The sequence below is a fragment of the Tianweitania populi genome (genome assembly GCF_014652875.1).
GTDB lineage: Bacteria > Pseudomonadota > Alphaproteobacteria > Rhizobiales > Rhizobiaceae > Tianweitania > Tianweitania populi.
Genome location: NZ_BMZQ01000002.1, coordinates 1,406,224 through 1,428,402 on the forward strand (window position 1 = coordinate 1,406,224; position 22,179 = coordinate 1,428,402).

At 60.6% G+C, this 22,179-nt stretch carries 31 protein-coding genes; 18 read left to right on the top strand and 13 right to left on the bottom strand.

From position 1 onward, the window contains the following. Window positions 1-7: 7 nt before the first annotated feature. From IE166_RS16125 to IE166_RS16135, 3 genes are all read right to left on the bottom strand, one after another. Window positions 8-400 (bottom strand): hypothetical protein, encoded by a 393-nt coding sequence (locus tag IE166_RS16125; protein WP_189505644.1) that lies wholly within the window; start codon window positions 398-400, stop codon window positions 8-10. 370 nt (window positions 401-770) lie between these two features. After that, window positions 771-935, bottom strand: coding sequence for a DUF1328 domain-containing protein (locus tag IE166_RS16130; protein ID WP_189505646.1), 165 nt, complete (start codon window positions 933-935; stop codon window positions 771-773). A gap of 152 nt (window positions 936-1,087) precedes the next feature. Continuing rightward, the gene (locus tag IE166_RS16135; protein ID WP_189505647.1) at window positions 1,088-1,879 is read right to left on the bottom strand and encodes a response regulator; all 792 of its coding nucleotides are present in this window, start codon (window positions 1,877-1,879) and stop codon (window positions 1,088-1,090) included. Window positions 1,880-2,084: 205 nt separating this feature from the next. On the opposite strand from IE166_RS16135, the gene IE166_RS16140 reads away from it, so the two are divergent. Both IE166_RS16140 and IE166_RS16145 read left to right on the top strand, forming a co-directional pair. Next, on the top strand, window positions 2,085-2,282 hold the full coding sequence (locus IE166_RS16140; protein ID WP_189505649.1) for a NepR family anti-sigma factor: 198 nt from the start codon (window positions 2,085-2,087) through the stop codon (window positions 2,280-2,282). A 2-nt stretch (window positions 2,283-2,284) separates the two neighbouring features. Further along, window positions 2,285-2,836 (top strand): sigma-70 family RNA polymerase sigma factor, encoded by a 552-nt coding sequence (locus IE166_RS16145; protein ID WP_189505651.1) that lies wholly within the window; start codon window positions 2,285-2,287, stop codon window positions 2,834-2,836. Window positions 2,837-2,856: 20 nt separating this feature from the next. Here the strand turns inward: IE166_RS16145 and IE166_RS16150 are convergent, their stop codons facing one another. Then, a complete protein-coding gene (locus IE166_RS16150; RefSeq protein WP_407701826.1) occupies window positions 2,857-3,186 on the bottom strand; it encodes a response regulator in 330 nt (109 codons plus the stop codon). Here IE166_RS16150 and IE166_RS20705 point away from each other — a divergent pair. Beyond that, complete coding sequence (locus tag IE166_RS20705) at window positions 3,082-3,306, top strand: hypothetical protein (RefSeq protein ID WP_244641494.1); 225 nt, start codon at window positions 3,082-3,084, stop codon at window positions 3,304-3,306. The genes IE166_RS16150 and IE166_RS20705 overlap by 105 nt on opposite strands. Before the next feature lie 27 nt (window positions 3,307-3,333). Here the strand turns inward: IE166_RS20705 and IE166_RS16155 are convergent, their stop codons facing one another. After that, complete coding sequence (locus IE166_RS16155; protein WP_189505655.1) at window positions 3,334-4,449, bottom strand: AI-2E family transporter; 1,116 nt, start codon at window positions 4,447-4,449, stop codon at window positions 3,334-3,336. Between the two features lie 118 nt (window positions 4,450-4,567). Between IE166_RS16155 and IE166_RS16160 the strand changes: the two genes are divergently transcribed. Both IE166_RS16160 and IE166_RS16165 read left to right on the top strand, forming a co-directional pair. After that, a complete protein-coding gene (locus tag IE166_RS16160; RefSeq protein ID WP_189505657.1) occupies window positions 4,568-4,873 on the top strand; it encodes a hypothetical protein in 306 nt (101 codons plus the stop codon). Between the two features lie 5 nt (window positions 4,874-4,878). Continuing rightward, window positions 4,879-5,331 (top strand): hypothetical protein, encoded by a 453-nt coding sequence (locus IE166_RS16165; protein WP_189505658.1) that lies wholly within the window; start codon window positions 4,879-4,881, stop codon window positions 5,329-5,331. A gap of 101 nt (window positions 5,332-5,432) precedes the next feature. On the opposite strand, the gene IE166_RS16170 is transcribed toward IE166_RS16165, so the two are convergent. Further along, complete coding sequence (locus tag IE166_RS16170) at window positions 5,433-6,956, bottom strand: sensor histidine kinase (protein ID WP_189505668.1); 1,524 nt, start codon at window positions 6,954-6,956, stop codon at window positions 5,433-5,435. 177 nt (window positions 6,957-7,133) lie between these two features. Here IE166_RS16170 and IE166_RS16175 point away from each other — a divergent pair, with 177 nt between their 5' ends. After that, window positions 7,134-7,373: a hypothetical protein gene (locus IE166_RS16175; protein ID WP_189505670.1), complete on the top strand. Its 240-nt coding sequence runs from the start codon at window positions 7,134-7,136 to the stop codon at window positions 7,371-7,373. 35 nt (window positions 7,374-7,408) lie between these two features. Here the strand turns inward: IE166_RS16175 and IE166_RS16180 are convergent, their stop codons facing one another. After that, complete coding sequence (locus tag IE166_RS16180) at window positions 7,409-8,311, bottom strand: diacylglycerol/lipid kinase family protein (protein ID WP_189505672.1); 903 nt, start codon at window positions 8,309-8,311, stop codon at window positions 7,409-7,411. Window positions 8,312-8,568: 257 nt separating this feature from the next. Here IE166_RS16180 and IE166_RS16185 point away from each other — a divergent pair, with 257 nt between their 5' ends. Further along, the gene (locus tag IE166_RS16185) at window positions 8,569-9,537 is read left to right on the top strand and encodes a PRC-barrel domain-containing protein (RefSeq protein ID WP_189505674.1); all 969 of its coding nucleotides are present in this window, start codon (window positions 8,569-8,571) and stop codon (window positions 9,535-9,537) included. A gap of 75 nt (window positions 9,538-9,612) precedes the next feature. After that, complete coding sequence (locus IE166_RS16190; protein ID WP_189505676.1) at window positions 9,613-9,906, top strand: GNAT family N-acetyltransferase; 294 nt, start codon at window positions 9,613-9,615, stop codon at window positions 9,904-9,906. Here the strand turns inward: IE166_RS16190 and hpt are convergent. Further along, the gene (hpt, locus tag IE166_RS16195; RefSeq protein WP_189505678.1) at window positions 9,903-10,445 is read right to left on the bottom strand and encodes a hypoxanthine phosphoribosyltransferase; all 543 of its coding nucleotides are present in this window, start codon (window positions 10,443-10,445) and stop codon (window positions 9,903-9,905) included. The genes IE166_RS16190 and hpt overlap by 4 nt on opposite strands. 57 nt (window positions 10,446-10,502) lie before the next feature. Continuing rightward, window positions 10,503-11,105: a hypothetical protein gene (locus IE166_RS16200; RefSeq protein ID WP_189505680.1), complete on the bottom strand. Its 603-nt coding sequence runs from the start codon at window positions 11,103-11,105 to the stop codon at window positions 10,503-10,505. 157 nt (window positions 11,106-11,262) lie between these two features. Between IE166_RS16200 and ftsE the strand changes: the two genes are divergently transcribed. The 4 genes from ftsE to IE166_RS16220 all read left to right on the top strand — a co-directional run bounded on the left by ftsE (window position 11,263) and on the right by IE166_RS16220 (window position 14,598). Then, window positions 11,263-11,922, top strand: coding sequence for a cell division ATP-binding protein FtsE (ftsE, locus tag IE166_RS16205; RefSeq protein ID WP_189505682.1), 660 nt, complete (start codon window positions 11,263-11,265; stop codon window positions 11,920-11,922). Beyond that, window positions 11,915-12,934 (top strand): cell division protein FtsX, encoded by a 1,020-nt coding sequence (locus IE166_RS16210; protein ID WP_244641495.1) that lies wholly within the window; start codon window positions 11,915-11,917, stop codon window positions 12,932-12,934. Before ftsE ends, IE166_RS16210 begins: the two co-directional genes overlap by 8 nt. Before the next feature lie 206 nt (window positions 12,935-13,140). Beyond that, window positions 13,141-13,704, top strand: coding sequence for a YdcF family protein (locus IE166_RS16215; protein WP_244641537.1), 564 nt, complete (start codon window positions 13,141-13,143; stop codon window positions 13,702-13,704). Between the two features lie 102 nt (window positions 13,705-13,806). Continuing rightward, a complete protein-coding gene (locus IE166_RS16220) occupies window positions 13,807-14,598 on the top strand; it encodes a lysophospholipid acyltransferase family protein (protein WP_189505684.1) in 792 nt (263 codons plus the stop codon). On the opposite strand, the gene IE166_RS16225 is transcribed toward IE166_RS16220, so the two are convergent. Continuing rightward, window positions 14,588-15,124, bottom strand: coding sequence for a gamma-glutamylcyclotransferase (locus IE166_RS16225; RefSeq protein ID WP_189505686.1), 537 nt, complete (start codon window positions 15,122-15,124; stop codon window positions 14,588-14,590). The genes IE166_RS16220 and IE166_RS16225 overlap by 11 nt on opposite strands. A gap of 112 nt (window positions 15,125-15,236) precedes the next feature. Here IE166_RS16225 and IE166_RS16230 point away from each other — a divergent pair, with 112 nt between their 5' ends. After that, complete coding sequence (locus IE166_RS16230; RefSeq protein ID WP_189505688.1) at window positions 15,237-16,226, top strand: DUF2125 domain-containing protein; 990 nt, start codon at window positions 15,237-15,239, stop codon at window positions 16,224-16,226. A gap of 56 nt (window positions 16,227-16,282) precedes the next feature. Here IE166_RS16230 and IE166_RS16235 read toward each other — a convergent pair whose 3' ends face one another. Both IE166_RS16235 and hisC read right to left on the bottom strand, forming a co-directional pair. Next, complete coding sequence (locus IE166_RS16235; protein ID WP_189505690.1) at window positions 16,283-17,209, bottom strand: prephenate/arogenate dehydrogenase family protein; 927 nt, start codon at window positions 17,207-17,209, stop codon at window positions 16,283-16,285. A 12-nt stretch (window positions 17,210-17,221) separates the two neighbouring features. Next, window positions 17,222-18,334, bottom strand: a complete 1,113-nt coding sequence (gene hisC / locus IE166_RS16240) for a histidinol-phosphate transaminase (RefSeq protein WP_189505691.1) — start codon at window positions 18,332-18,334, stop codon at window positions 17,222-17,224. Window positions 18,335-18,504: 170 nt separating this feature from the next. Between hisC and metX the strand changes: the two genes are divergently transcribed. From metX to IE166_RS16265, 5 genes are read left to right on the top strand one after another with little or no spacing between them, the layout of a single operon-like run. After that, window positions 18,505-19,701, top strand: a complete 1,197-nt coding sequence (gene metX / locus IE166_RS16245) for a homoserine O-acetyltransferase MetX (RefSeq protein ID WP_189505693.1) — start codon at window positions 18,505-18,507, stop codon at window positions 19,699-19,701. Continuing rightward, window positions 19,698-20,336 carry a methionine biosynthesis protein MetW gene (gene metW / locus IE166_RS16250; RefSeq protein WP_189505695.1) on the top strand — a complete coding sequence of 213 codons (639 nt, stop codon included), beginning with the start codon at window positions 19,698-19,700 and terminating at the stop codon, window positions 20,334-20,336. Before metX ends, metW begins: the two co-directional genes overlap by 4 nt. 51 nt (window positions 20,337-20,387) lie before the next feature. Further along, window positions 20,388-20,648 (top strand): hypothetical protein, encoded by a 261-nt coding sequence (locus IE166_RS16255; protein ID WP_189505697.1) that lies wholly within the window; start codon window positions 20,388-20,390, stop codon window positions 20,646-20,648. Then, entirely contained in the window at window positions 20,645-20,953 is a 309-nt protein-coding gene (locus IE166_RS16260) for a type II toxin-antitoxin system RelE/ParE family toxin (protein ID WP_189505699.1), read from the top strand. The genes IE166_RS16255 and IE166_RS16260 overlap by 4 nt, the downstream gene beginning before the upstream one ends. Window positions 20,954-20,998: 45 nt before the next feature. Continuing rightward, window positions 20,999-21,349, top strand: coding sequence for a hypothetical protein (locus IE166_RS16265; RefSeq protein WP_189505702.1), 351 nt, complete (start codon window positions 20,999-21,001; stop codon window positions 21,347-21,349). Here IE166_RS16265 and IE166_RS16270 read toward each other — a convergent pair. After that, window positions 21,330-22,082 carry a class I SAM-dependent methyltransferase gene (locus tag IE166_RS16270; RefSeq protein WP_189505704.1) on the bottom strand — a complete coding sequence of 251 codons (753 nt, stop codon included), beginning with the start codon at window positions 22,080-22,082 and terminating at the stop codon, window positions 21,330-21,332. The two genes, IE166_RS16265 and IE166_RS16270, sit on opposite strands and share 20 nt — an antisense overlap. Window positions 22,083-22,179: the final 97 nt, after the last annotated feature.

The window sequence follows — 22,179 nt, forward strand, 5'->3', positions numbered from 1 at the left end:
TAGCAAGTTACTCTTGCCCGACGTAGCGATCCTGCTTGGTGGCGTTTTCGGCGACCATGACATCCGGAACCTCTACAGCGGCGTATAACGAACCATCAGCCTTAAGGTTCCAGACGAGTTCAGCGTCTTCTTCTTCCATGGCCGGATCGACGGCAACGCACTTGCCCATGACCTGGGAGAACGTCGTTGTCATGCCAGCAATGGCCGGGTTGATTTCCGCTTCGCATTCCTCGGCGCTTTCGAAGATCGCGGTCTGCACGGGAAGCTCCCGGCACGCGCTCATGTCGTCAGAACAACCGATCAGCAGAAGGACAGCAGCAATATGTTCCATGTCGAACACCTCATTTGCTGCTAGTAACGGAACATCAATGTTTGTGGTTCCAAAAATTTTTGCTGGCATCCACAATGCTTCAAAGTGCGGTGCAACAAGATGCTGCGCGCAGCTTGAACGATGCTTGATGCCTGCAGAATAAAAAATTTGCAGCCAGTCAGATTTTTCGTGCTGGTGGTGGAACCAAGTGCCGGCCGTGTTGTTATTGATGCGAACACGGCGCGCCGCACCCCTATCGCCCCCACCCCAGCGGCAGTCGTGTCTTTACCGAGAACGATCCCCCCTCGGTTCTCGGTACTAAAAAAGCCGGCCCTTTGAGGCCGGCTTTCTTTTTGTCCGAATGCATGACTTTCTGTTAATCCCTTCCAGCAGTTGAAGCTTGGAGGAGGCAACAAAAAAGGGCGACCGAGGCGCCCTTTTTTGTTGCTGGTCCGATATGTCAACGCACCCGGCGCATCACACCCGTAAACAGCGAAATCACAACAAACGCGCACAGCATCATAACCAGAACCTGCGCCATGCCGATCGAAGTTGCAGTGACGCCCACGCTCAAAGCGCCGGCGATTGCGGCAACTACAGCAGATACGAGAAACCAATAGAGCATCGTCTTCACTCCTTACGCCGAGGGAAACGTGCTTGGGAGGCAGCCGTTCCCGATGTTGAATCTTAATGAAGCACAACCAGAAGGTTGTGGTTTCATCAATGATCTTCAACACCGTATTAAGGCTGTCTCCCTGAACGATGCCTGAACGTTTTTCAGGCAGCCGCTTTTTGCTGGTCGAAAAACAGCGCCTGGCTGATCAAGGCCTTCACCATGTCCGGGTTGAACGGCTTGGTCACGAGGAAGGCAGGCTCAGGACGCTCGCCGGTCAGCAGGCGCTCAGGGAAGGCGGTGATGAAGATCACCGGCACGGCGCGGTCGGCCAAGATTTCGTTGACCGCATCGATGCCCGAGCTGCCATCAGCAAGCTGAATGTCAGCCAAAATCATCTTTGGCTGGGTACGATGGAACAGTTCGGTGGCTTCCGAATGGGTGCGCGCAACGCCGACCACGCGATGGCCGAGGCTTTCCACCATTTCTTCGATGTCCATGGCGATCAGCGGCTCGTCCTCGATCACCATGATCTCGGTGGCAACCTGACGCGAGATTTCGTTGCTGGCTTCCGTGAGAAGGTCGCCGAACTCAGCGGTCGGAACGTCCAGGATTTCGGCAGCTTCGGCGTCGGTGAAACCTTCAACGGCCACGAGCAGGAAAGCCTGGCGGGGAAGCGGTGCCAAAGCGGAGAGGTTCGCGACCGCGCTTCTTTCCCAGGCAGAGGCCGGGGATTCTTCGGGAACGCGTACGGCGATCGAGGTGAAAAGCTTGGCGAAGATCTTGTAAAGCGCGATCTTGTCGCTGCTCGCCTTCGGAAAAATGCTGACATCCGCGATAATCGCTTCGAGCATTGCGGCAACGAGCGCGTCACCGCTGGTCTGAGAACCGGACACTGCCCGCGAAAAGCGCCGCAGATACGGCAGGTGCGGAGCAATCGACGAGGAAAGGCTCATTCTGTGATTATCCCTGGAATAAGAAGTCGTGCCCATTAAAGTGGGTCGAGGCTATAACATCGTCCATGGAAAAAAGTTCCGCGTCGAGGAACATTTTTGCCATAAGCCCGTTTAGAGCCGCTTGCGTGTGCCCGGATTAGACCGGGCTGTCTACAAGCGCAGGGGCTGCACACCTTACCTATCGATTTTAGAAGGCGGTTTTGGAATGAGCGACGAGGAAAATACCGGGCAGCACGAAGCTGCGCGGCAGGGTGGGCATCTTGATCCGCTTGGAACCAATACCGAAATAGGACGGAAGCTGAAGCAGTTCTACGACGGGATCATTTCCGATCAGGTCCCTGATCGTTTCATGGATCTGTTGAGCAAGCTGGAAGCAGCGGATTCCGGTCGGAAAAAGGACTGACGATGTCGGACAGCCTGCAGTTCAAGCAAGACTTGCTTGGCGCGATTCCCAGCCTGCGTGCGTTCGGCGTTTCGCTGACGCAAAATTCCGACAAGGCCGACGATCTTGTTCAGGAAACGCTGGTCAAGGCGTGGGACAAGCAGTCGAGCTTCCAGCCCGGTACAAATCTCAAGGCCTGGTTGTTCACCATCCTTCGCAACGAGTTCTATTCGCAGATGCGCAAGCGCGGCCGCGAAGTGCAGGACAGCGATGGCGCGATGACGGCCCGGCTAGCCATCCATCCTTCCCAGCACGGCTCGCTCGACCTGGAAGATTTCCGCACCGCCCTCGAGAAGTTGCCCGAGGACCAGCGCGAAGCCATCATCTTGATCGGCGCATCGGGCTTTTCCTATGAGGAAGCTGCCGAAATCTGCAATTGCGCGGTCGGCACCATCAAGAGCCGCGTCAGCCGTGCCCGCACCCGTTTGCAGGACATCCTGAAGGTGTCGGGCGAGGCGGATTACGGCCCGGACGCCATTGCTGCCCATGTGATGGGATCAGGCGCCGGCGTCTAACCTTTCGACGACAGGCGCGGTTAGCCGCGCCTGTTCCCCAGTGCGGCCTGCATGGCGGATACGAGGTGGTGGCTGGCATAAGGCTTCGTCACCACCGGTACATCGGGAAAAGCGCGAAACGTGTCTTCGTGCCGCGACAGGCCGGTCGCGAAGATAAACGGCAGGCCCCGGCTTTGCAGCCGTTCCGCCAGGGGCAGGGTGACGCCATCGCCGATCATGACATCCACGATGGCGATGTCGAAGCGGTGTTCATCCAAGACGGCATCATCGATTTCGGCGAGATCGCGAAAGGTTATAACCTCCGCGCACCCTTCGTCGTGGCAGATTTGCTCAACATCCAGCGCTATCAGAAATTCATCTTCGAGCAACATAACCCGAAGCCCTTCAAGGGCCCGATCTGCCAATCACGTATTCTCCAACCCGGTTCGTCTGCTGCATTGCCGCAAATGCAGGTGCTGTCATTTAAATAAGACATGTTGCGGACAAGGTAGAGGCCGTCAAGATGCGCGGTTTTCCGACCTTGAAGCAGCGTTATCCGCAGCAACGCCGGGGATCAGGTTCCACACCACGGCATAAAGGATCAGCAAAAAAGGTATGGCGATAAATCCGCCGATCGGTCCCCAAAGCCAGATCCAGAACGCCAGCGCGATCAGCACTGCGAACGGATTGAGCGTCATGGCTCGACCGATCACCATCGGCGTCACGAATTGCGCTTCGGTGAGGTGGATGGCGAGATAGATGATGACGGGCAGCAGGCTTCCCATCAGCGTGTCGAATTCCGCCAAACCAACGGCAAACAGGATCACCGCGGTCAGCGCCGGGCCAAGGTAGGGCACGAAGTTGAAGATCGTGGCGATCGCGCCCCACAGCATGGGTGAGGGGACACCGAGCGCCCACATCGCGATGACCACGGCCGCACCATGGGCGATGTTGATCAGGGCGATCGACAGGAGATAGCGCGAAACCAGTCGCTCAATATCGCGGAAGATATGGGCGACGCGCCAGCGCAAACGGCGACGGATGCACAGCTTCAGGATCGCCGCGCGGGTCTCGTGCCTCGTGGCGATAAAGAAATACAGGCTGGCGAAGAACAGCAGGATCTGCGCGATCAACCCCGGCGCCAGGGTCGCGAGGCTGGCAACCGCGGAATCATCGTCCACTGATACCGGAAGGCTTTCACCCCCGCCGGTCACTGAGCGCAGTTGTTCGCGCATGGTGCGTATCGTTTCGATGGGGGCCTGGAACTCCGTCAAGCGCAGCCGCAGATCAGTAAGGATGGTCGGGATGCGCTCGATCCAGAACGACAGGGGTGCTGCGACCGCAAAGACCAGCACGCTCAGCAGCGCTAGAAAGATCAGAACAACGATGGCGCCCGTCAGGCTTGCGGAAACCGCATAGCGCTCGACGCGGGTGGCCACGGGACCCAGCATCAGCCCGATGGTCACGCCGAGAAAGATGGGCGACAGGATGAACTTGCCCGCATAAAGCGCGGTGATCACCGCCAGGATACCGACAAGGATCGTCGCCACCTGCGCGGAACGGGCAATCACGATCTCGATGTTGGATCGCGGGGGAAGCCGGACGATCGCTGCGCGCTTGGTAGTCCGGTTCATCCTGATGCTTTACCTGTTCTTAGCGAGCCCCCAAACGTAGAGCCTCATTGATGGTTCCTGAGGGGAACATAGCTGCTTGCGTTGCGTTATAGCAGCGTTGATGGAACAGGAGTCATTCATGGCCAACTCGCCGAACACCGAATCGCAGAACAAAGAGAATGCCGACCGCACGCCGCAGGATCTCGAAGCCGAGATTTCCCGCCTGCGTAGCGACCTGGCAAACTTGACCAAGCAGATCGGCGCTGCTGGCACGCAGTCCTTCGACACCGCTAAGGCTGTTGCGCAGCAGAGCGTCGATCGTCTCCGCACCAACGCTCAGGATCTCGAAGAGCAGGTCGTTGCCCGCGTTCAGGAAAAGCCGCTCACCGCGCTCGCCGTTGCGGCAGCCGTCGGCTACTTCTTTGCGCTGATCAACCGTCGGTAAGTCTGGTGATCGGACCGCTCATCGCGGCCTTCGCCACCGGCGAGATCGGGCTGACCGTCGAGCGCACGAAGCGCGCAGTGCTTGCCTATGTGGTGGCACTGCTATTCGTGCTGCTTGGGGTCAGCTTTCTGCTGGTTGCCGGTTACATTCAGCTTGCACGCATGTTCGGGCCCCTGGTTGCCGCGCTGGGGCTTGGCATCGGTTTTGTCGTGATCGGCGGTATCGTGTTGGTCGTTCATCAGTCGCGTGCCCGTACAGAACAGCGCCGGGTGGCTGAGAAGCGTAAGACTGATTTGGTCAGCCTCGGCGCGACCGCCGCCATCGCTGCTTTGCCGAACATGATGCGCGGACGTCGCGGTCGCGCGACAGGCGCGGCTGCAGCCGTCACGCCACTGGTTCTCGGTGTCGCCTACGCGCTTTATCAAAGGCGCCGCAACGCCGACGATCCGGGCGCCTGATCCAGCGCTCAAAGACCGCGCAGTCTTTGCGCGGTCACTCTTTCGCGTAAGTCGATGTTCAAACCATATCAGCGTGAACTCCGCGCTGATATTCGCCACTGTTATTCCAGTGGCAGCGAAATCTCGGCTTGTACGCCTTCCGGCTCAAAGCGATGATCGACCTTCGCGCCAAGCACCTTGTCCAGACTACGCTTGATCAGGATAGAGCCGAACCCTGAACGCGATGGCCTGCTGACGGCAGGACCGTCATGCTCTTCCCACAACAGCGATACGCGCGGATGTTCGCGGTCGCCATCCAGGCGCCAGGTCAGGTCAACCCGTCCCGTGCTGACCGAAAGCGCGCCGTGCTTCAGCGCATTGCTGCCGAGTTCATGCAGGATCAGTCCCATACCCAAGGCCTGATCCGGTGAAAGCGAGATGGCCGGACCGGTCGCATTGATGCGCGGGTCAGCCTTGTCCGTGAACGGCATTGCCTGCAAGCGAACCACTTCGGCGAGATCAATGCCGCCCCATTCCATGTCCGACAAAAGCCCGTGCGCCAGACCGAGCGCCTGAAGCCTGCCGGTAAAGGCTGCCAAGAATTCGCGAGGCTCGCGTGCATGTCGAACAGTTTGGGTCGCGAGGGCCTGCACGGTCGCCAGCGTGTTCTTCACGCGGTGGTTGATTTCGCGCAGCAGCAGGCGCTGGCGTTCCTGTGAGGTCTTGGTTGTGGTGATGTCGAAGTTGACGCCGAAAACCAGCGTGGGCGTTCCCTTCGCATCGCGATCCAGCACCCGCCCGCGGGTTCCCAACCAACGCTCCGGCTGGCTTCTGCCGACCCGATATTCGCCGGCATACTCACCATTCGTTTCCAGAGCCTGGCGCAACTGAAGCATCGACTGCCGTCGGTCGCGCCGATCGATTGCCCGAAACAGGTCACTTGCGCGAAGGCTGCTGGTGATCGGAAGACCGAGCATTTGCGGAAGCAGATCGTCGCATTCGATCCTGTTGGTACGCAGGTCCCAGACCCAGCTTGCGATCGACGCCGCTTCCAGCGCCAGCGTGTGCCGCTTCTTTTCCCGAATTAACGCAGTTCGCGCTATGTCTCCCCGCCGCGCGCTGTCTTTAAGATGCAGCAAGGACGAGACCAGGGTGGCCATGCTTTCCAGTTGTGAAAGCTGGGCTGGTCGCGGCTGTTCGCGCGGCTCGGTGTCGAGAACGCAAAGCGAGCCGACCTTTTCCCCGGCAACGGTCAAGGGAACACCGGCATAGAACCGGATGTGAAGAGGGCCCGTTACCAGCTCGTTCTCTGTGAACCGGCTGTCATCAGCGGCGTTCGGAACAAGGAAAGGGGCGTTGCCGGCTTCCGCGATCGTGTGGGCGCAAAAGGAGATGTGGGATGGCGTACCGTCCAGTTCCGTTCCGACCTTGGATCGAAATTCCTGCCTTTCACGGCCAAGCAGCGTCACCAGCGCAACCGGCGTCTGCATGATCTGCGACGCCAAAGCCGTAATCGCATCGAAATCCGCATCGCTGCCGCTCAACGCGATATCGAGGGACCTTAAGGCTTCATTGCGTGAGTCACTTTCCAACACGTCACGAACGTGTTGCGGGAGGATGCCACGCTGGTCTTCGGCTACCGTCAAATTGCGATCGTTCTACCTGGACTCCCCGCCATAGCTAGGAACAAGGATGGCCTTGAAAAGGGTTTAAAACGCATTTTGGGCGATCCCGCCGGATGGCCTTACGGCAGCAGGCGGAACAAAGCGGGGATCACCGCATTGCGGGGATGTTCAATTTAGCAATTATGGTGGGAGACCGACATGGATAGGCAGCAGAATACCGGTAGGCCGGTGGTGGACAAGAAAGTGTCGACCGACAAGGCACGGCAGGGAAAAGCTGGCCGGCCAGTGCTCGTCGTGTTGATCGCCGCCTTAGTTCTGGCAGCAATCGCCTGGTTTGCAGCCGAAATGTTCGGCCAGTCGATCGATCCGCAGCCGGACAATGCACCAGCGCCGTCGACTCAGACCGAACCGGCAGGGAACAGCGGCGTCAACAACTGATCGGCCGCCTTTTCGCTACGTTTAAAGACGCCCGCTCATTCAGCGGGCGTCAGCACTTTCAGCGCACCGGGATGGATCTTGATCACCGTCTCGCGCGCCAGATCGCCTGACTCGCCGTCCATCACACAACGATAGGGTTTGCGCCGTCGGCCCCGTACGGTCAGCGTCAGCGCCTTCGTTTCATGAATTTCGACCTTGGCATTGTTCTTCCAGCGCCCGACGGCGAGATTGAACAGGAAGCTGACGATCTCGCGCGAGGTCTGCGCCGTGGTCAGATAAACGCCAAGCACTCCCTCATCGAGCCGGTCGGCGTAGGGTAGATGGCCTTCTCCAAACAGATTGTTGGTGACGCCAATCCCCGTTGTGCGGGCGATGATCTCGGACTGATCGGTCTTGATCGTGATGTTGACGCGCGGCGGCTGGAAAACGGTCAGGAAGGCTGCGCGCAGCGACGCGCGCATCTTACCGACACGCGACGCATATTCCATCTTGTCTCTGAGATCGACGAGCTTGGCGTGAAGACCGAGCGAGAATTGGTGCACGAACGGCTTGCCGTTGGCCGAGGCAATGTCGACAGCTTTGACCTGACCCGTGGCGAAGGCGGTCATCGCCGCATCGAGCCCGAGCGGGATCTTCAAACTGCGCGCGAACAGGTTCATGGTTCCAGCAGGCAGCACCGCCAGGGCCGTGTCGCTGTTCATCAGGCAGGTTGCGGCTGCCGAGATCGTTCCGTCGCCGCCGCCCGCGATCACGACATCCGCAGCGCCGTCCTTTGAAGCCTTCTCTAGGGCTGAAACAAGCTCCTTACCGGAGACGATTTCCACCTCCAACGTGTGCCCCGCTTTTTCCAGCGTGGCGCGGCTTCGCTCGGCAAAGGCATCGAGATCGGTGGTGCGCAGCGTGCCCCCGTCACGATTGAGAACTGCAAGAAAATGCATCGCCTCGACGTCCTTCTGGTCTGGTGCCGGCCGCCGGACGCGGAGACCTTCACAGAGATAGACAATTCAATCGTGGTTGAAGAGTGGGCACACAGAAATTCTATTCGCGGACAAACTTCCGTGTTCCCGAACGAGCCGAACTGGCCGGAACGATTTCCGTGACACGCCGTTTGCTCATCGGAACGGCCGCATCGGATATCCGGTTTAATGGATAATCGCGGTTTGGTCCCTCAAAACACGAACAAGGAGAGCTTACTATGATCCGCAAGCTTTTAGCTACGACCGCCATCGCATCCGTTATCGCCACCGGCGCTTTCGCGCAGAGCGGCACCACGACTGCACCGGCTACGACCGACGCACCGGCCACGACCGCCGCACCGGCAACGCCGGCCGACGCTAACGCCAACGTCAACACCGCCGTCGTGCCAGCTGACGGACAGCTCGCGAGCAACCTGATCGGCGAAACAGTTTACAACGGCACGGGCGACGACGCCGAGAACATCGGCAACGTCAACGACCTGATCCTGAGCGACAGCGGCCAGATCGAATCCGTGATCGTCGGCGTCGGCGGCTTCCTCGGCATCGGTGAAAAGAACGTTGCCCTGTCGTACAGCGACATTGATTGGGCTGAGAAGGACGGCGATCGTTGGATCGTTCTCGCGACCACCGCAGACGCGCTGAAGCAGCTGCCTGCCTTCGACCGCCGCGCCTATGACCCGGCCAATGCAAATGCCGCCAACGGCGGTGGCACGGCTACCACGGCAACGGGCACGTCGGGAACAGCCATGGCGCCGGCTTCGGGCACGGCTACGACCACCACGGCTCCGGCCGCTGGTACGGCTGCAACGACCGACACGGCTGCGAACGACACCGCAGCAGTTGATCGTGCGACGCTGAAGGAAGTTCCGGCAGCAGACCTGACGTCGGAGAACCTCGAAGGCACGACTGTATACGGCGCTGAAGACGCCAATGTTGGCGATATCGGTGACGTCGTGCTGACCCAGGATGGCAAGGTTGACGCGGTCATCATCGACGTCGGCGGCTTCCTCGGCATCGGCGAGAAGCAGGTTGCTGTCGGCTTCGACAACCTGAAGTTCATGCAGGACGAGGATGGTGATCGTTACCTCTACACCACCTTCACCAAGGAGCAGCTCGAGTCTCAGCCTGAGTATGACGAAAGCACCTGGGCAGCTCAGCGTGATCAGCAGCGTTTGATGTCGAAGTAATCTCGACTGAGATCCACAAAGAGCCCGCGCAGCAATGCGCGGGCTCTTTTTGTGTAGCGGGGGAAGGAAAGAAGCATGGAAGCCAGGACGACGAGGATCGAACGCGAGGATGGTGCCGGCACGAGCCGCTATGTTTATCGCATCGACGGCGCTGAAGCCGAGTTGACCTTTAGAGAGACCGGCGATGGCCAGATCATCATCGACCACACTGGCGTGCCGGATGCGTTTCGCGGACAGGGGATGGGCGCTAAACTCGTCGCGCAAGCAGTGGAAGACGCACGAGCAGCCGGCAAGACCATCATCCCCTCATGTTCGTTCGCAGCCGCCCAGTTCAAGCGGCATCCCGAATGGGCGGATGTGCGCGCTTAAGCGTCGCCCTTGACGATGCCGACATAAGGCAGCTCGCGGAAGGCGTGGGCGACGTCCATGCCATAGCCGACAACGAAATAATCGGGGCAGTTGAAGCCGACATAATCGGCATTGAGATCGATCTGTCGGCGCGACGTCTTGTCCAAAAGCACGGCGAGCGACACGCTGCGTGCGCCGCGCGACAAAAGAAGGTCACGCGTGAACTTCAGCGTCTTGCCGGATTCCAGGATGTCGTCGACCAGAAGCACGTCGCGGTCGGTCACGTCATTGTCGATGTCGCGCAGCACGCGCACTTCGCCGCTCGTTGTGCCGGCGCCGTAGGACGAGATGAACATGAACTCGACTTCCGGTGCCGAACCCATCTCGTGCATGGCGCGGATCAGGTCGGCCGCGAAAATGAAGGAGCCCTTCAGGATCGAGATGACCAGCAAGTCCTTGTATTCGTGCGCGGTGATTTCCTTGGCCAGTTCGAGGTTGCGGCGCGCGATCTCGTCGGCGCTGAACAGAACCTCGATGTCTTTTTGGCGAACAACCGGCATGAAACCTCACTCAATCAAGCGACCCGCCAATTCGGGCGGGGAAAACAACAAACCCGCCTAGGTGGCGGGCTGCAATGTGACTGCGACCGATCTTACTCCGCCCGGCGGCACCCGCAACCGGCTGGAAAACAGATAAAGGTCGCCAGCCGCAACCGGCTGCGCGTTGGTGGATAGCGTATAGCGCGTCACAGCGCCATCCAGTGCGGTCACTGCAATGGCGATTGGCGGCATGGCCGCAGCACTTGGGCCGGCATTGCGGGCTTCGCCGTCCACCATCAGCGTGGAAAGCTCCGCATGGGTTTCGACGCGGCTTTCCACATGGGCGATGGCGAGCTTGGGCTGCGCGCCCATCGCGAAACTGCTTGGCACCAGCGCATGGCCGCCCGAAATCCAGAAGGCGGAGACCACCAAGGTCAGGCCGGCCGTCCAGAAAACCGCGCCGCCCCGACGCGATCCCGCTGGCTGCGGCTGGTTCTGCAGAACACCGAGCCTTGGATTTTGCTGTGTTTCCAAAGGCGCAGCAGGAGCTCGTACTACTTCTTCAGCGTTCTCGATGATCTCGGCGTCGATCACCTCACGGACGGGCTTGGGCAGTCCGCGGCGTACGGCAGCTGTCATGATTTCGCCGGAAACCAAGCGTGGTGTCGGGTCGACTCTCATGATGCGCTGGCCTCCTGAATCGCACGCAGGCGTAAAGCGGAATGGTTAACGAAATACGTTTACCGCTCGTTGCTTAACGTCGCCTTAACCATGCCCGTCCGATGCTGGGCGGCAGCCGGTTGGCTGAAGCTGAAACCCAAAGGACCAAAAAGCACCCGTGTTCCGCTTCGAAAATGTCGGCCTGCGTTATGGAATGGGACCGGAAATCCTGCGCGATATTTCGCTGCATATTCCCGAACGCTCCTTCCAGTTCCTGACCGGGCCATCCGGCGCGGGCAAGACGACCTTGCTGCGGTTGCTGTTTCTGGCGCTGAAGCCGACGCGCGGGCTGATCACAGTGTTCGGCAAGGATCGCGCGCTGATCACCCGAAAGGAGCTGCCGCACTTGCGCCGCCGCATCGGCGTGGTGTTCCAAGATTTCCGTCTGCTCGACCATATGACGACCTATGAGAATGTCGCTCTCCCACTGCGCATTCGCGGGCGCGATGAATCGAGCTACCGCGACGACGTGATCGATCTCCTGAAATGGGTGGGCTTGGGCGAGCGCATGCATGTGCTGCCGCCAATCTTGTCCGGCGGTGAAAAGCAGCGCGCGGCCATTGCCCGCGCCCTGATCGAACAGCCCGAAATCCTGCTGGCCGACGAGCCCACCGGCAATGTCGATCCGCCGCTCGCCCGCCGTTTGCTGCGTCTGTTCATCGAACTCAACCGCCTCGGCACGGCCGTGGTGATCGCTACGCATGACCTGCAGCTGATGGAGCAGGTCGACGCGCGCCGCATGATCCTGTCGGAAGGGCGGCTCGACGTTCATGACTGAGAGCCATGATCACTTCGACGACGCAGGCCTGGGCGACAACCAGCACACGGCGGCGCGTCCCGGCCGCGTGACCGCATCGCCTGCGCCACCGCGCCGACGCACCGCGCCGATCGTACCGGAACAAAACATCGCCGGCCGCGCGCTGATCTTCGTGATCGCGATCATGACCTTTCTGTCCTGCCTCACGCTCGGCGCGGTTTCCCTCGTGCGCGACACCGCTTCCATGTGGGAAAGCCAGATTTCGCGCGAAGCGACGATCCAGATCCGGCCGCGCGAAGGGCTGGACATGGAACAGGCGCTGGTTGACGCCAGCCGCATTGCTTCAGGCTTTGCCGGCGTCCGCAGCGCCACGGTTGTGGACCGCGCCGCGACCTCGCGTCTGCTGGAGCCGTGGCTCGGAACCGGTCTCAACATCGACGACCTTCCAGTGCCGCGCCTCGTCGTGGTGACGATCGATGAATCCAATCCGCCGGATTTCGGCTCCATGCGCAGCCTGCTGGCGTCCGAGATCCCGACCTCGTCCTTGGATGATCACCGCACCTGGGTAGACCGGCTCGTGGCCATGGCGCGCACAACCGTGACGATCGGTCTGGCGGTTCTGGTGCTGATGTTGTCGGCCACCGTTCTGTCCGTTGTGTTCGCCACGCGTGGGGCAATGGCGGGCAATGGTCACATCATCGAAGTGCTGCATTTCGTCGGGGCCGAGGCGCGCTTCATCGCTGCCGAGTTCCGCCGCCACTTCCTGCTTACGGGCATGAAGGGCGCGCTGGTAGGCGGCGTTCTCGCGATGCTGGTTTTTCTCGGCTTCGGCTGGTGGTCGTCACGCAATTTGGCGACGCCGGAAGCCGATCAGGCGACCGCTTTGTTCGGCAATTTCGCCATCGGCATGTCGGGTTATCTCGGCGTCGGTTTGATCGTGCTCTTGATCGGCGCGCTGACCGCAGCCACCAGCCATTTCACTGTGGTCCGCTACCTCAGCGAAATGGATCTGTCCCAGCAAGCTTCGGAATAGGACGATGCTGTACAACCACCTTGTTGCAGCGGAGCGAATTTCCTCGGCGAACGTTCGAGGATAGAATGAGCGTGATGAAGAGCATGGAAGGAGACCGGGCGACCCAACGGGGCCTGGATGTGCTGCGGCAAGGTCAGCCGCAAACCCGCCGCCGCGTGCCGCGCATCCTGCGCTGGATCGTCTCGCTCTGCTTGTTTGCAGCCTTCATGCTGGGTGTCGGCTTCCTCGCTTTTGCGACCCATGTCGCCACGCTGGATACCCCGCAGGATCCACGAAAGGCGGACGCCATCATCGTCTTGACCGGCGGGCTTTACCGGCTCGATGCCGGCGTCAATCTCCTGAACGACGGCAAAGGTGAGCGCCTGCTGATCAGCGGCGTCAATCCCAAAGCCGGACGCGATGATCTCCGTTTGGCGACCGGCGGAGACCGCAAGCTGTTTTCCTGCTGCGTCGACATCGATCACGCAGCGCTCGATACGATCGGCAATGCGGAAGAAAGCGGCAAGTGGATGCAAACGCATCATTATAACAGCGTCATCCTCGTTACCAATAACTACCACATGCCCCGCAGCCTGCTGGAAATGCGCCGTATCCTGCGCGGCGTCGAGATCCAGCCTTATCCCGTGGTCAACACCAATCTGAGCGATGGCAGCTGGATGACCGATCCGGACGCGCTTCGGGTGATCGCCACCGAATATGCTAAATTCCTTGCAGCCCTTGCTCGCGGCTGGACCGGTATGGCGGACGGTTCGACCACGGCCAACGGCTGATCGCAGTCCGTTGGCCCTCGTTACGGCATTTCTGACCAGACAGGCCATTCCACTCGGGACCGAAATGCTCTACCCAGCAAGCCCCTCCTGCTGGCCCGCCGCATGACCGCAATCCGCTCCTTCCTGTATAACGTCGCCTTTTACGTGAACCTCATCGTCTTGATGATCGTGTTCACGCCAATCTATTTCGTGCTGCCGCGCTTGAAAGCCTGGTTCGTGCCGAAGTTCTGGGCGCGATCGAGCCTCTGGTTGCAACACGTCATCGCCGGCACGAAGAGCGAGATCACTGGCGTGGAGAACCTGCCGAACACGTCGTTCATCCTTGCGCCGAAGCATCAATCCTTCTGGGACGTGCTGGCCTTCTTCCCGTACCTCAAGGATCCCCTGTTCATCCTCAAGCGCGAGCTGATGTGGATCCCTTTGTTCGGCTGGTATGTCGCCAAAATGCAGATGGTGCCGGTCAATCGTGGCGAGCGCGCCAAGGCGCTGCGCGCCGTTGTTGCCGCGACATCAAAGGAGATGGAACGCAACCGGCAGCTCATCATCTATCCCGAAGGGACCCGCCGCGCCCCTGGCGACGAGCCGGCCTATAAGTGGGGCATTGCCGAGCTTTACAGCAAGCTGAACGTACCTGTCGTACCGGTTGCCCATGCCGCTGGTCTTTATTGGCCGCGCCGCAAGTTCCTGCGCTATCCCGGCACGATCCATGCGCGGTTCCTGCCGCCGATCCCGCCCGGCCTCGATCGCAAGGCGTTTCTGGAGCGGTTGATCGCGGAAACGGAAGCTGCCTGCGATCAGATGCTGATTGAGGCCGCCACCGGTCCCAACCCGCCGCCCTTGCCGCCAACGGCTTTGAAGCGGCTGGGCGAACTCGGCGTTTCCGTTACGCGCTGACGCTTGTAGCCTGCGGCAACAAGGCAGCCACTTCCTCCAGCCACGGATCGCGTATGCGCAAGGCGCGCAGATGCTCCACCGTGTTGAGGACGTAATCTTCGTTGGGGCCGGAATAGCCCTTGGCGCCGGAAACAATCGCCGCCGCCTCACGCGCTTCGAGCGTACCGGCATAATGCGGGTGCTCCCGGTCGACGACGTAGGTCAGCGCAGACACGCGGTAGCCATCGCTCAACGTCACGGTCAAAATGCGCTCGCGATAAACATGCGTCACCAATTCGCGTTCGCGTAGATAGGCGATGACTTCGTCTCGCAGGGCACCAGGCACGCGAAATGCGAGACCGATGCAGGAGCCGCCGCGATCGAGGCCGAGCACCAGACCCTTTCGTTCGCGCGTTCCCCGGTGGCCGGTTGAAAGGACGCAAAGCGAGCGCCGAAACCCGTGCAAACGGGCGCGTCTTGTTTCCACATGCGCAAAGCCCGGCCGCCAAATCAACGAACCGTAGCCAAACACCCAAAAATCGCCCATATCGCCGGAAGAGATGGCTTGTAAACTCCCGCAAGGATTCGAGCCGTTCGCCAGGTCCAAACCCAGCCACACCGATCTTCCCACTATTCGATAAGAAAAAGCAGACCTTTCCATGACGTCAAGTGACCAGCAGGGTTCACCGATTTTCCGGCGCATATTGGTGCTTGCGCTCGTGGTGCTGGTGGTCATCTGCGCTTACATCGCCGGCTGGTATTATCTCGCGGGACGGCTGGAAAGCTCGGCCAACCGCTCGCTGCGCGACATCCGCGCGGCCGGCGGAGAGGCCGATTGCGTCGACCAGACCGTGCAAGGCTTTCCGTTCCGCATCGGCCTGTTCTGCAACGGCGTGCTTTATTCCACCCCGGCCCGCGATGTGCAGCTGAAAGCCGGCGCGTTCCGCTCGGCCGCCCAGGTCTATGATCCCCGCACGATTGTCGGCGAACTCGACGGCCCGATGGAAGCCGTGCTGCCCGGCCTCGTGCCGCTGTCACTGTCCTGGAACCTGATGCATGCCAGCGTGCGCCTGGCCGAACCGCTGCCATCGGCCGTATCGGTCGAGGGGCGCGATGTGGTTGTCGGGGAAAGTGCCGGGGGAGAGGGCCTGTTCAAGGCCGAAAACGCGCAGGTCCATATGCGCGCCAACAACAGCGATGTGGATCTCGCAGCGCGCTTCACCAATCTGCGGCTCAACGGCGCTTCGGATGCGGAAGGCGCGCCGGGGCTGAACGCCGAAGGCAATATGACCGTGTTCGACGGCGTCACTCTTGCCACGTCTCCGCAGGCGATCGAACTCGGCTACAAGACTGAGATCCGCGCCTTGACCTTGTCCTTTGGCCCGGATGCCTCGATCGGCCTGTCCGGCCCGCTGTCGGTGGATTCGTCCGGTCTGATCGACGCGCAACTGACGCTGACTGCGCGCCAACCAATCGCCATTGCCCGAGTGCTGACAGCGCTGTTTCCCGAGCAGCGCAAGGAGATCGAGATGGCCTCGTCCGGCCTGACCATGCTCGGCAACGCGCCGTCTCTGCCCTTGACGATCGCCAAGGGCAGGGCGTCGATCGCGTTCATCACGCTCGGCGATATTCCGCCGCTGCGGCCTTGAAGCAATTCCAGCAAAAGTGCGAAGCGGTTTTGCGTCCGGAGATTGCGTTATGAAAGCTAGTTCTTGTTGGCAGCCTGTCGGCCGAAGTCCGGCAGGTCGACTTCCTGACCTGCTTCGATGATCGAGCGGCGCACGTCGCGCGTGTGGGTGAACATCTCGAACAGCTTGTCTCCGTCGCCCCAGCGGATCGCACGCTGAAGCGAAGACAGGTCCTCTGAAAAGCGTGCCAGCATTTCAAGGATCGCGTCCTTGTTATGGAGGCAGATGTCGCGCCACATCACCGGATCGGACGCCGCAAGCCGCGTGAAATCGCGGAAACCGGAAGCCGAATATTTGATGACCTCGGATTCCGTCACTGTTTCCAGGTCATCCGCCGTACCAACGATGTTGTAGGCGATGATGTGCGGGAGGTGTGAAACGATCGCAAGCACCTTGTCGTGGTGGTTCGGATCCATCGTATCGAGCCGCGAGCCGCAGGCTTCCCAGAAGCGGCCGAGACGTTCCACCGCATTCTGATCCGTCCCGGGCAGGGGGGTCAGAATGCACCAGCGACCCCGGAAGAGCTCCGCAAAACCGGCGGATGGACCCGATTTTTCGGTGCCTGCGATGGGGTGACCGGGAATAAAATGGACGTTTTTCGGCAAAAACGGGAGCATCTGTCCGATTACTGAGGCCTTCGTGGACCCCACATCGGTCACGATCGCCCCCGCTTTCAGGGCAGGCGCGATCTGCTCCGCGGCGGCACCCGATGAGCCCACCGGCACGGAAATGATCACGAGATCAGCGTCCAGCACGACCTCTTTCGCATCGATCGAGTAACTGTCGCCCAGCCCCAATTGCCGAGCTTCTTCAAGTGTTTGCTCGCTGCGGGTGGAAATGGCGATGTGGTTGGTCAAGCCCTCGCGGCGGATCACGCGCGCCAAAGAGGAGCCGATGAGACCGATGCCGATCAGGGCAATCTTCTCAAACAGAATGTCAGACATGGATTTGTTTCTTCAGGTCTTGAGAAAGTCACTCAAGGCCGCGACGACGCCACGATTGGCCTCCTCGGAGCCCACGGTCATTCGCAGCGCGTTGGGGAAGCCATATCCCGCAACGCGCCGCAAGATATAGCCTTGGGCGCTGAGATAATCGTCCGCCTTCGCCGCCGAATGCGCTTCCGCAGGCGGAAAATGGATGAGGATGAAGTTGCCGACGCTGGGCGTCACGCGAAGGCCCAGCTTGGTCAGCTCTTCCGTCAGCCAGGGCAGCCAGGTCTCGTTGTGCTGTACCGTCTTTTCGACATGCGCCTGGTCGCGGATCGCCGCAACACCGGCAGCGATCGCAGCAGCATTGACGTTGAAGGGACCACGCACGCGGTTCAGCGGATCGAGAATGTGCTCGGGGCCGTACAGCCAGCCGATCCGCATTCCGCCAAGACCGTGGATCTTGGAGAAGGTGCGCGTCATCACCACGTTCTGCGCCGACTTCACCAGATCCACGCCGGACTCGTAATCTTCGCGGCGGACATATTCGGCATAGGCCGCATCCAGAACGAGTAACACGGTCTTCGGCAGTCCGGCATGCAGGCGACGCACTTCAGCAAACGGGATATAGGTGCCGGTCGGATTGTTGGGGTTGGCAAGGAACACGATCTTCGTGCGCGGCGTCACCGCCGCCAGGATCGCGTCGACTTCCGCCGTCTCATCCTTTTCCTTGACCACCACCGGCACACCGCCGGCCGACTGGATGTAGATGCGGTAAACCAGGAAGCCGTGTTCGGTGAAGATGCCTTCGTCGCCCGGCTGCAGGTAGACCTGCGCCAGCAAGCCGATCGCTTCGTCCGAGCCGTTGGTGCACAGGATGTTGGCGGGGTTCAGCCCGTAAGCTTCGCCGATCGCCTCGCGCAAAACCGTGGCGGAGCCATCCGGATAGAACTCCATGTGGCCGGCAGTGTCGCGCACCGCGGCCATCGCCTTGTCGGATGCACCAAGCGGGTTCTCGTTGGACGACAGCTTGTGGATCTTGCTCACGCCAGCCGGCGCGGTCGACTTGCCGGGCACATAGGCCGCGATGTCCAGCACGCCGGGCTTGGGTGTGGGACGATCCTGGACGGCTTCGATGCTCATGACGGCGCTCGTTTTGCTTCGGCTAACATTCAACACTGACTTGATGATCCGCGAATAAACCCGACGCAGCGGCTTGTCGAGTTCAAAGCAGCCTGCCGCCTCGACGCCCCATTGACAGGACAGGGCGTCCTTCCCTAGCTAAGCCGATCTTTCCCTGGGGTTGCCCGACCATGATTACCTTGCCGAAGCTCGCGCGCCCGCGCCGGCTGCTTGCTGCCGACGAGGCAAACAAACCCACCAGCCAGGTTCTGCGCTTCGGCCCCGACAAACCGCTCAAGCTCGATGCCGGCGTCGATCTCGCGCCGTTCCAGATCGCCTACCAGACTTATGGCACGCTCAACGAGGCGCGATCCAACGCCGTCCTTGTTTGCCATGCGCTGACAGGCGACCAGCACGCCGCCAACACCCACCCCGTCACCGGCAAGGATGGCTGGTGGGATGTGCTGATCGGTCCCGGCAAGATCGTCGATACCAACCGCTTCTTCGTCATCTGCTCGAATGTCATCGGCGGCTGCCTCGGCTCCACCGGCCCGGCCTCGATCAACCCGTCCACCGGCAAGCCCTACGGTCTCGACCTGCCGGTCATCACCATTCCCGACATGGTGCGCGCGCAATCCATGCTGGTGGATCATTTCGGCATCGACCAGCTGTTTTGCGTGATCGGCGGCTCCATGGGCGGCATGCAGGTGCTGGAATGGGCCGCAAGCCACCCGAAGCGCGTCTTCAGCGCGCTGCCGATCGCCACAGGCCCGCGTCATTCCTCGCAGAACATCGCCTTCAACGAAGTTGGGCGTCAGGCCGTGATGGCCGATCCCGACTGGTGCGGCGGCAAGTATATCGAGGAAGACAAGCGGCCGGAGAAGGGTCTCGCGGTGGCGCGCATGGCCGCGCACATCACGTATCTCTCCGAGGCGGCTTTGCACCGCAAGTTCGGTCGCAACCTGCAGGATCGGTCTCAGCTGACCTTCGGCTTCGATGCCGATTTCCAGATCGAGAGCTATCTACGCCATCAGGGCATGACCTTTGTCGACCGCTTCGACGCCAACTCTTATCTCTACATGACCCGCGCCATGGATTATTTTGATCTGGCAGCGGACCATGATGGACGCCTGGCTGACGCCTTCGCCGGCACCTCGACGCGCTTCTGCCTTGTATCCTTCACGTCCGATTGGCTGTTCCCGACGTCGGAAAGCCGGTCGGTTGTGCACGCGCTCAATGCCGCCGGAGCGTCGGTGTCGTTTGTCGAAATCGAAACCGATCGCGGCCACGACGCCTTCCTGCTCGACGAGCCCGAACTGTTCGCCGCCATCAACGGCTTCATCAGCTCGGCCGCCCGCGCCTACGGCCTTCCGGAGGCCGTGCAATGAGCCAGGAACCACCAAAACTCACCATCGGCGAGCGTCAAACCCGCTTCGATCTCGATGTCGTCGCCTCCTATATCAAGCCCCAAGCGAAGGTGCTCGATGTCGGCTGCGGCGATGGCTTGCTTCTGGAAAAGCTTGCCGGCGAAAAGCAGGTCGATGGGCGCGGCGTCGAGTTGTCTCAGCGCGGCGTCAACGAATGCGTTGCGCGCGGCCTCTCGGTGATCCAGGGCGATGCCGACACCGACCTCGTTTTCTATCCCGATCGCGGCTTCGATTACGTCATTCTCAGCCAGACGCTTCAGGCCACCAAGAACCCGAAAGCCGTGCTGGAGGATCTCTTACGCATCGGTGACAAGGTGATCGTGTCGATCCCCAATTTCGGCTATTGGCCCAACCGCCTCGCACTCGCTTTCAAGGGCCAGATGCCCGTCAACCGCCATCTGCCCTATAGCTGGTACGACACGCCCAACATCCACTTCTGCACCATCCGCGACTTCGTGAAACTCTGCGACGAAGTCGGCGCGAAGGTGGAAAGTGCTGCGGCTCTCAACGGCAGCGGCCAGAAAATAGGCCTGTCGATGCCCTGGTGGTTCTGGAACTTCTTCGGCCAGCAAGCGGTCTTCATGCTGCGCCGCTGACGCGGGACGGTGGGTGTGCTATCCTAGATCATGACAGACCGGAGCCATGCCATGCGCGACGAGCAGTTTACGGTGAATCTGTCCGATGATCTCGCGGACTTCGTCAGTGAGCAGATTTCGGGTAGTGGCAGCGAGACTTTGAGCGACGAGGTCGTTCAGCAAGCGTTCGACGTGTTGCGACACCAGCATGAACAGACGGCGCGGATGAAAGCGGAGTTGGACGAGGCGGAAAAAGACCCTCGGCGCTACTCGCTGGAAGAGGTCAAAGCTCGGTTAGAACGGCGTCTTGCAGAACTGAATGCTCATTCGTGAAGCTCGCTGTCATTTTTACAGATCAAGCAATTCGCGATCTGGATGCAATCGAAGCTTTCATCGCGGTCGACAATCCAGTTCGCGCCGTAAGCTATGCGTTGGAAATCGTTGATGCGTGCATGAAATTAGGTGAGATGCCGGAACTGGGACGTCGCCGAGACGAACTGGGTCAGGGCAGACGTTCGTTTTCGTTCCGAAGGCGTCAGACGATCATCTATCGTAGTCTGACGGACCGGGTGACTGTTGTACGCATCTACTCTACGGGCAGAGACGTCCTGCGAGATGATCAGGGCGACAACAATTAAGGCTGGTAACTTTCATGGATAGCGGTTCAAATCGGAGGTCACTCGATGCCTAAGCGGTTGACCATAGCTCTTTCTGCGGAAACCGCCGATTTTGTGCGCACCCGGGTCGCTGGCGGCGCGTCGCTCGACGGCTTGATAGCTGAAGCGTTGGCGCATCTACGGACCCTGCAGCAAAAACTGGCTCAGGTCCGGGCGCAACTTGAGGAAGCCGATGTTGATCCGGGTCGCTATTCGCTCGACGAGGTGGAAGGCACCGCTGAACTGCTTCTTTCCCTGAAGGACGCCTTGGACAGCATCGAGAGCCATGACCCACTTCTGAAAGTCACGCTGGGAGAACTGTCGACAAGCCGCAAAATCGTCGAAAAAGTTCGTGCGCTCAGCGCTTGGGCTCACTAGCGCCCACCCGCACTGCACCCTGCGGGCTCAGCGCCGGCACCAGCACCCGCCGCGTCACGCGCTTCGCCACCGGTATCCCTTGATACAACCGCTTCTGCGCTTCCACCACGATCACGCCTGAAAAGATCGGCCAGAACCGGCGGCCGGCGCGTTCTAGGACCTGGGCGAGGCGCATCATCCAGCGGCTGGTGGAAGGCGGGAAGAACAGGGCGTCACCCCAGGCGCCGGGCGTGAAGTTGGCTTCACGCAACAGCGTCATCAGCTGCGTACGGGAATAGGGCCGGCCGGTGCCGAAAGGCGTGTGCTCCATGCGCGCCCACACACCGCGGCGATGCGGCACGACAAGCACCAAGCGGCCGCCGGGCGCCAGAACGCGCCAGATCTCGGTCAGCGTCTCGTTGGGATTTTCGGAATGCTCCAGAAGATGCACGAGAAGCAGACGGTCGACCGAGGAGTCGGTTAGCGGCAAGTCTTCTTCCGACACAAGCGCGGTAGCCGATGGTGCGCCGGCCGGCCAGTTCACAGCGCCCTGCCGCGCCGGCATGAAGGCGAACACGCGTTCAGCATCGCCGCCGAAACGCTCCAGCCAAGGCAGCGTATAGCCAAGCCCCACCAGCCGCTCGTTGGGCAGCGGCGCCCAGACGGCAGCCAGGGCTATGGCGATGGCGCGCTCGGCCAGGTGTCCGAGGGTGGAAGCGTAGAAAGCGCGCAAGTCGACGATGTCGGTGTTCATGAACCGAACCTAGATGCGGCATGCGCTGAGTTCAACCTGACGCTGGAAGCCCTTGCCCAGCGCTATATGTCTTGGCAGGAAACAGGGGAAACCTTCC

What these genes read in the sequence shown, in the direction of transcription:
- IE166_RS16125 (WP_189505644.1), bottom strand. Translation starts at nt 400, where the DNA reads ATGCCAGCAAAAATTTTTGGAACCACAAACATTGATGTTCCGTTACTA.
- IE166_RS16130 (WP_189505646.1), bottom strand. Translation starts at nt 935, where the DNA reads ATGCTCTATTGGTTTCTCGTATCTGCTGTAGTTGCCGCAATCGCCGGC.
- IE166_RS16135 (WP_189505647.1), bottom strand. Translation starts at nt 1,879, where the DNA reads ATGAGCCTTTCCTCGTCGATTGCTCCGCACCTGCCGTATCTGCGGCGC.
- IE166_RS16140 (WP_189505649.1), top strand. Translation starts at nt 2,085, where the DNA reads ATGAGCGACGAGGAAAATACCGGGCAGCACGAAGCTGCGCGGCAGGGT.
- IE166_RS16145 (WP_189505651.1), top strand. Translation starts at nt 2,285, where the DNA reads ATGTCGGACAGCCTGCAGTTCAAGCAAGACTTGCTTGGCGCGATTCCC.
- IE166_RS16155 (WP_189505655.1), bottom strand. Translation starts at nt 4,449, where the DNA reads ATGAACCGGACTACCAAGCGCGCAGCGATCGTCCGGCTTCCCCCGCGA.
- IE166_RS16160 (WP_189505657.1), top strand. Translation starts at nt 4,568, where the DNA reads ATGGCCAACTCGCCGAACACCGAATCGCAGAACAAAGAGAATGCCGAC.
- IE166_RS16175 (WP_189505670.1), top strand. Translation starts at nt 7,134, where the DNA reads ATGGATAGGCAGCAGAATACCGGTAGGCCGGTGGTGGACAAGAAAGTG.
- IE166_RS16180 (WP_189505672.1), bottom strand. Translation starts at nt 8,311, where the DNA reads ATGCATTTTCTTGCAGTTCTCAATCGTGACGGGGGCACGCTGCGCACC.
- IE166_RS16185 (WP_189505674.1), top strand. Translation starts at nt 8,569, where the DNA reads ATGATCCGCAAGCTTTTAGCTACGACCGCCATCGCATCCGTTATCGCC.
- IE166_RS16190 (WP_189505676.1), top strand. Translation starts at nt 9,613, where the DNA reads ATGGAAGCCAGGACGACGAGGATCGAACGCGAGGATGGTGCCGGCACG.
- hpt (WP_189505678.1), bottom strand. Translation starts at nt 10,445, where the DNA reads ATGCCGGTTGTTCGCCAAAAAGACATCGAGGTTCTGTTCAGCGCCGAC.
- IE166_RS16200 (WP_189505680.1), bottom strand. Translation starts at nt 11,105, where the DNA reads ATGAGAGTCGACCCGACACCACGCTTGGTTTCCGGCGAAATCATGACA.
- IE166_RS16210 (WP_244641495.1), top strand. Translation starts at nt 11,915, where the DNA reads ATGACTGAGAGCCATGATCACTTCGACGACGCAGGCCTGGGCGACAAC.
- IE166_RS16215 (WP_244641537.1), top strand. Translation starts at nt 13,141, where the DNA reads ATGCTGGGTGTCGGCTTCCTCGCTTTTGCGACCCATGTCGCCACGCTG.
- IE166_RS16220 (WP_189505684.1), top strand. Translation starts at nt 13,807, where the DNA reads ATGACCGCAATCCGCTCCTTCCTGTATAACGTCGCCTTTTACGTGAAC.
- IE166_RS16225 (WP_189505686.1), bottom strand. Translation starts at nt 15,124, where the DNA reads ATGGGCGATTTTTGGGTGTTTGGCTACGGTTCGTTGATTTGGCGGCCG.
- IE166_RS16230 (WP_189505688.1), top strand. Translation starts at nt 15,237, where the DNA reads ATGACGTCAAGTGACCAGCAGGGTTCACCGATTTTCCGGCGCATATTG.
- IE166_RS16235 (WP_189505690.1), bottom strand. Translation starts at nt 17,209, where the DNA reads ATGTCTGACATTCTGTTTGAGAAGATTGCCCTGATCGGCATCGGTCTC.
- hisC (WP_189505691.1), bottom strand. Translation starts at nt 18,334, where the DNA reads ATGAGCATCGAAGCCGTCCAGGATCGTCCCACACCCAAGCCCGGCGTG.
- metX (WP_189505693.1), top strand. Translation starts at nt 18,505, where the DNA reads ATGATTACCTTGCCGAAGCTCGCGCGCCCGCGCCGGCTGCTTGCTGCC.
- metW (WP_189505695.1), top strand. Translation starts at nt 19,698, where the DNA reads ATGAGCCAGGAACCACCAAAACTCACCATCGGCGAGCGTCAAACCCGC.
- IE166_RS16255 (WP_189505697.1), top strand. Translation starts at nt 20,388, where the DNA reads ATGCGCGACGAGCAGTTTACGGTGAATCTGTCCGATGATCTCGCGGAC.
- IE166_RS16265 (WP_189505702.1), top strand. Translation starts at nt 20,999, where the DNA reads ATGCCTAAGCGGTTGACCATAGCTCTTTCTGCGGAAACCGCCGATTTT.
- IE166_RS16270 (WP_189505704.1), bottom strand. Translation starts at nt 22,082, where the DNA reads ATGAACACCGACATCGTCGACTTGCGCGCTTTCTACGCTTCCACCCTC.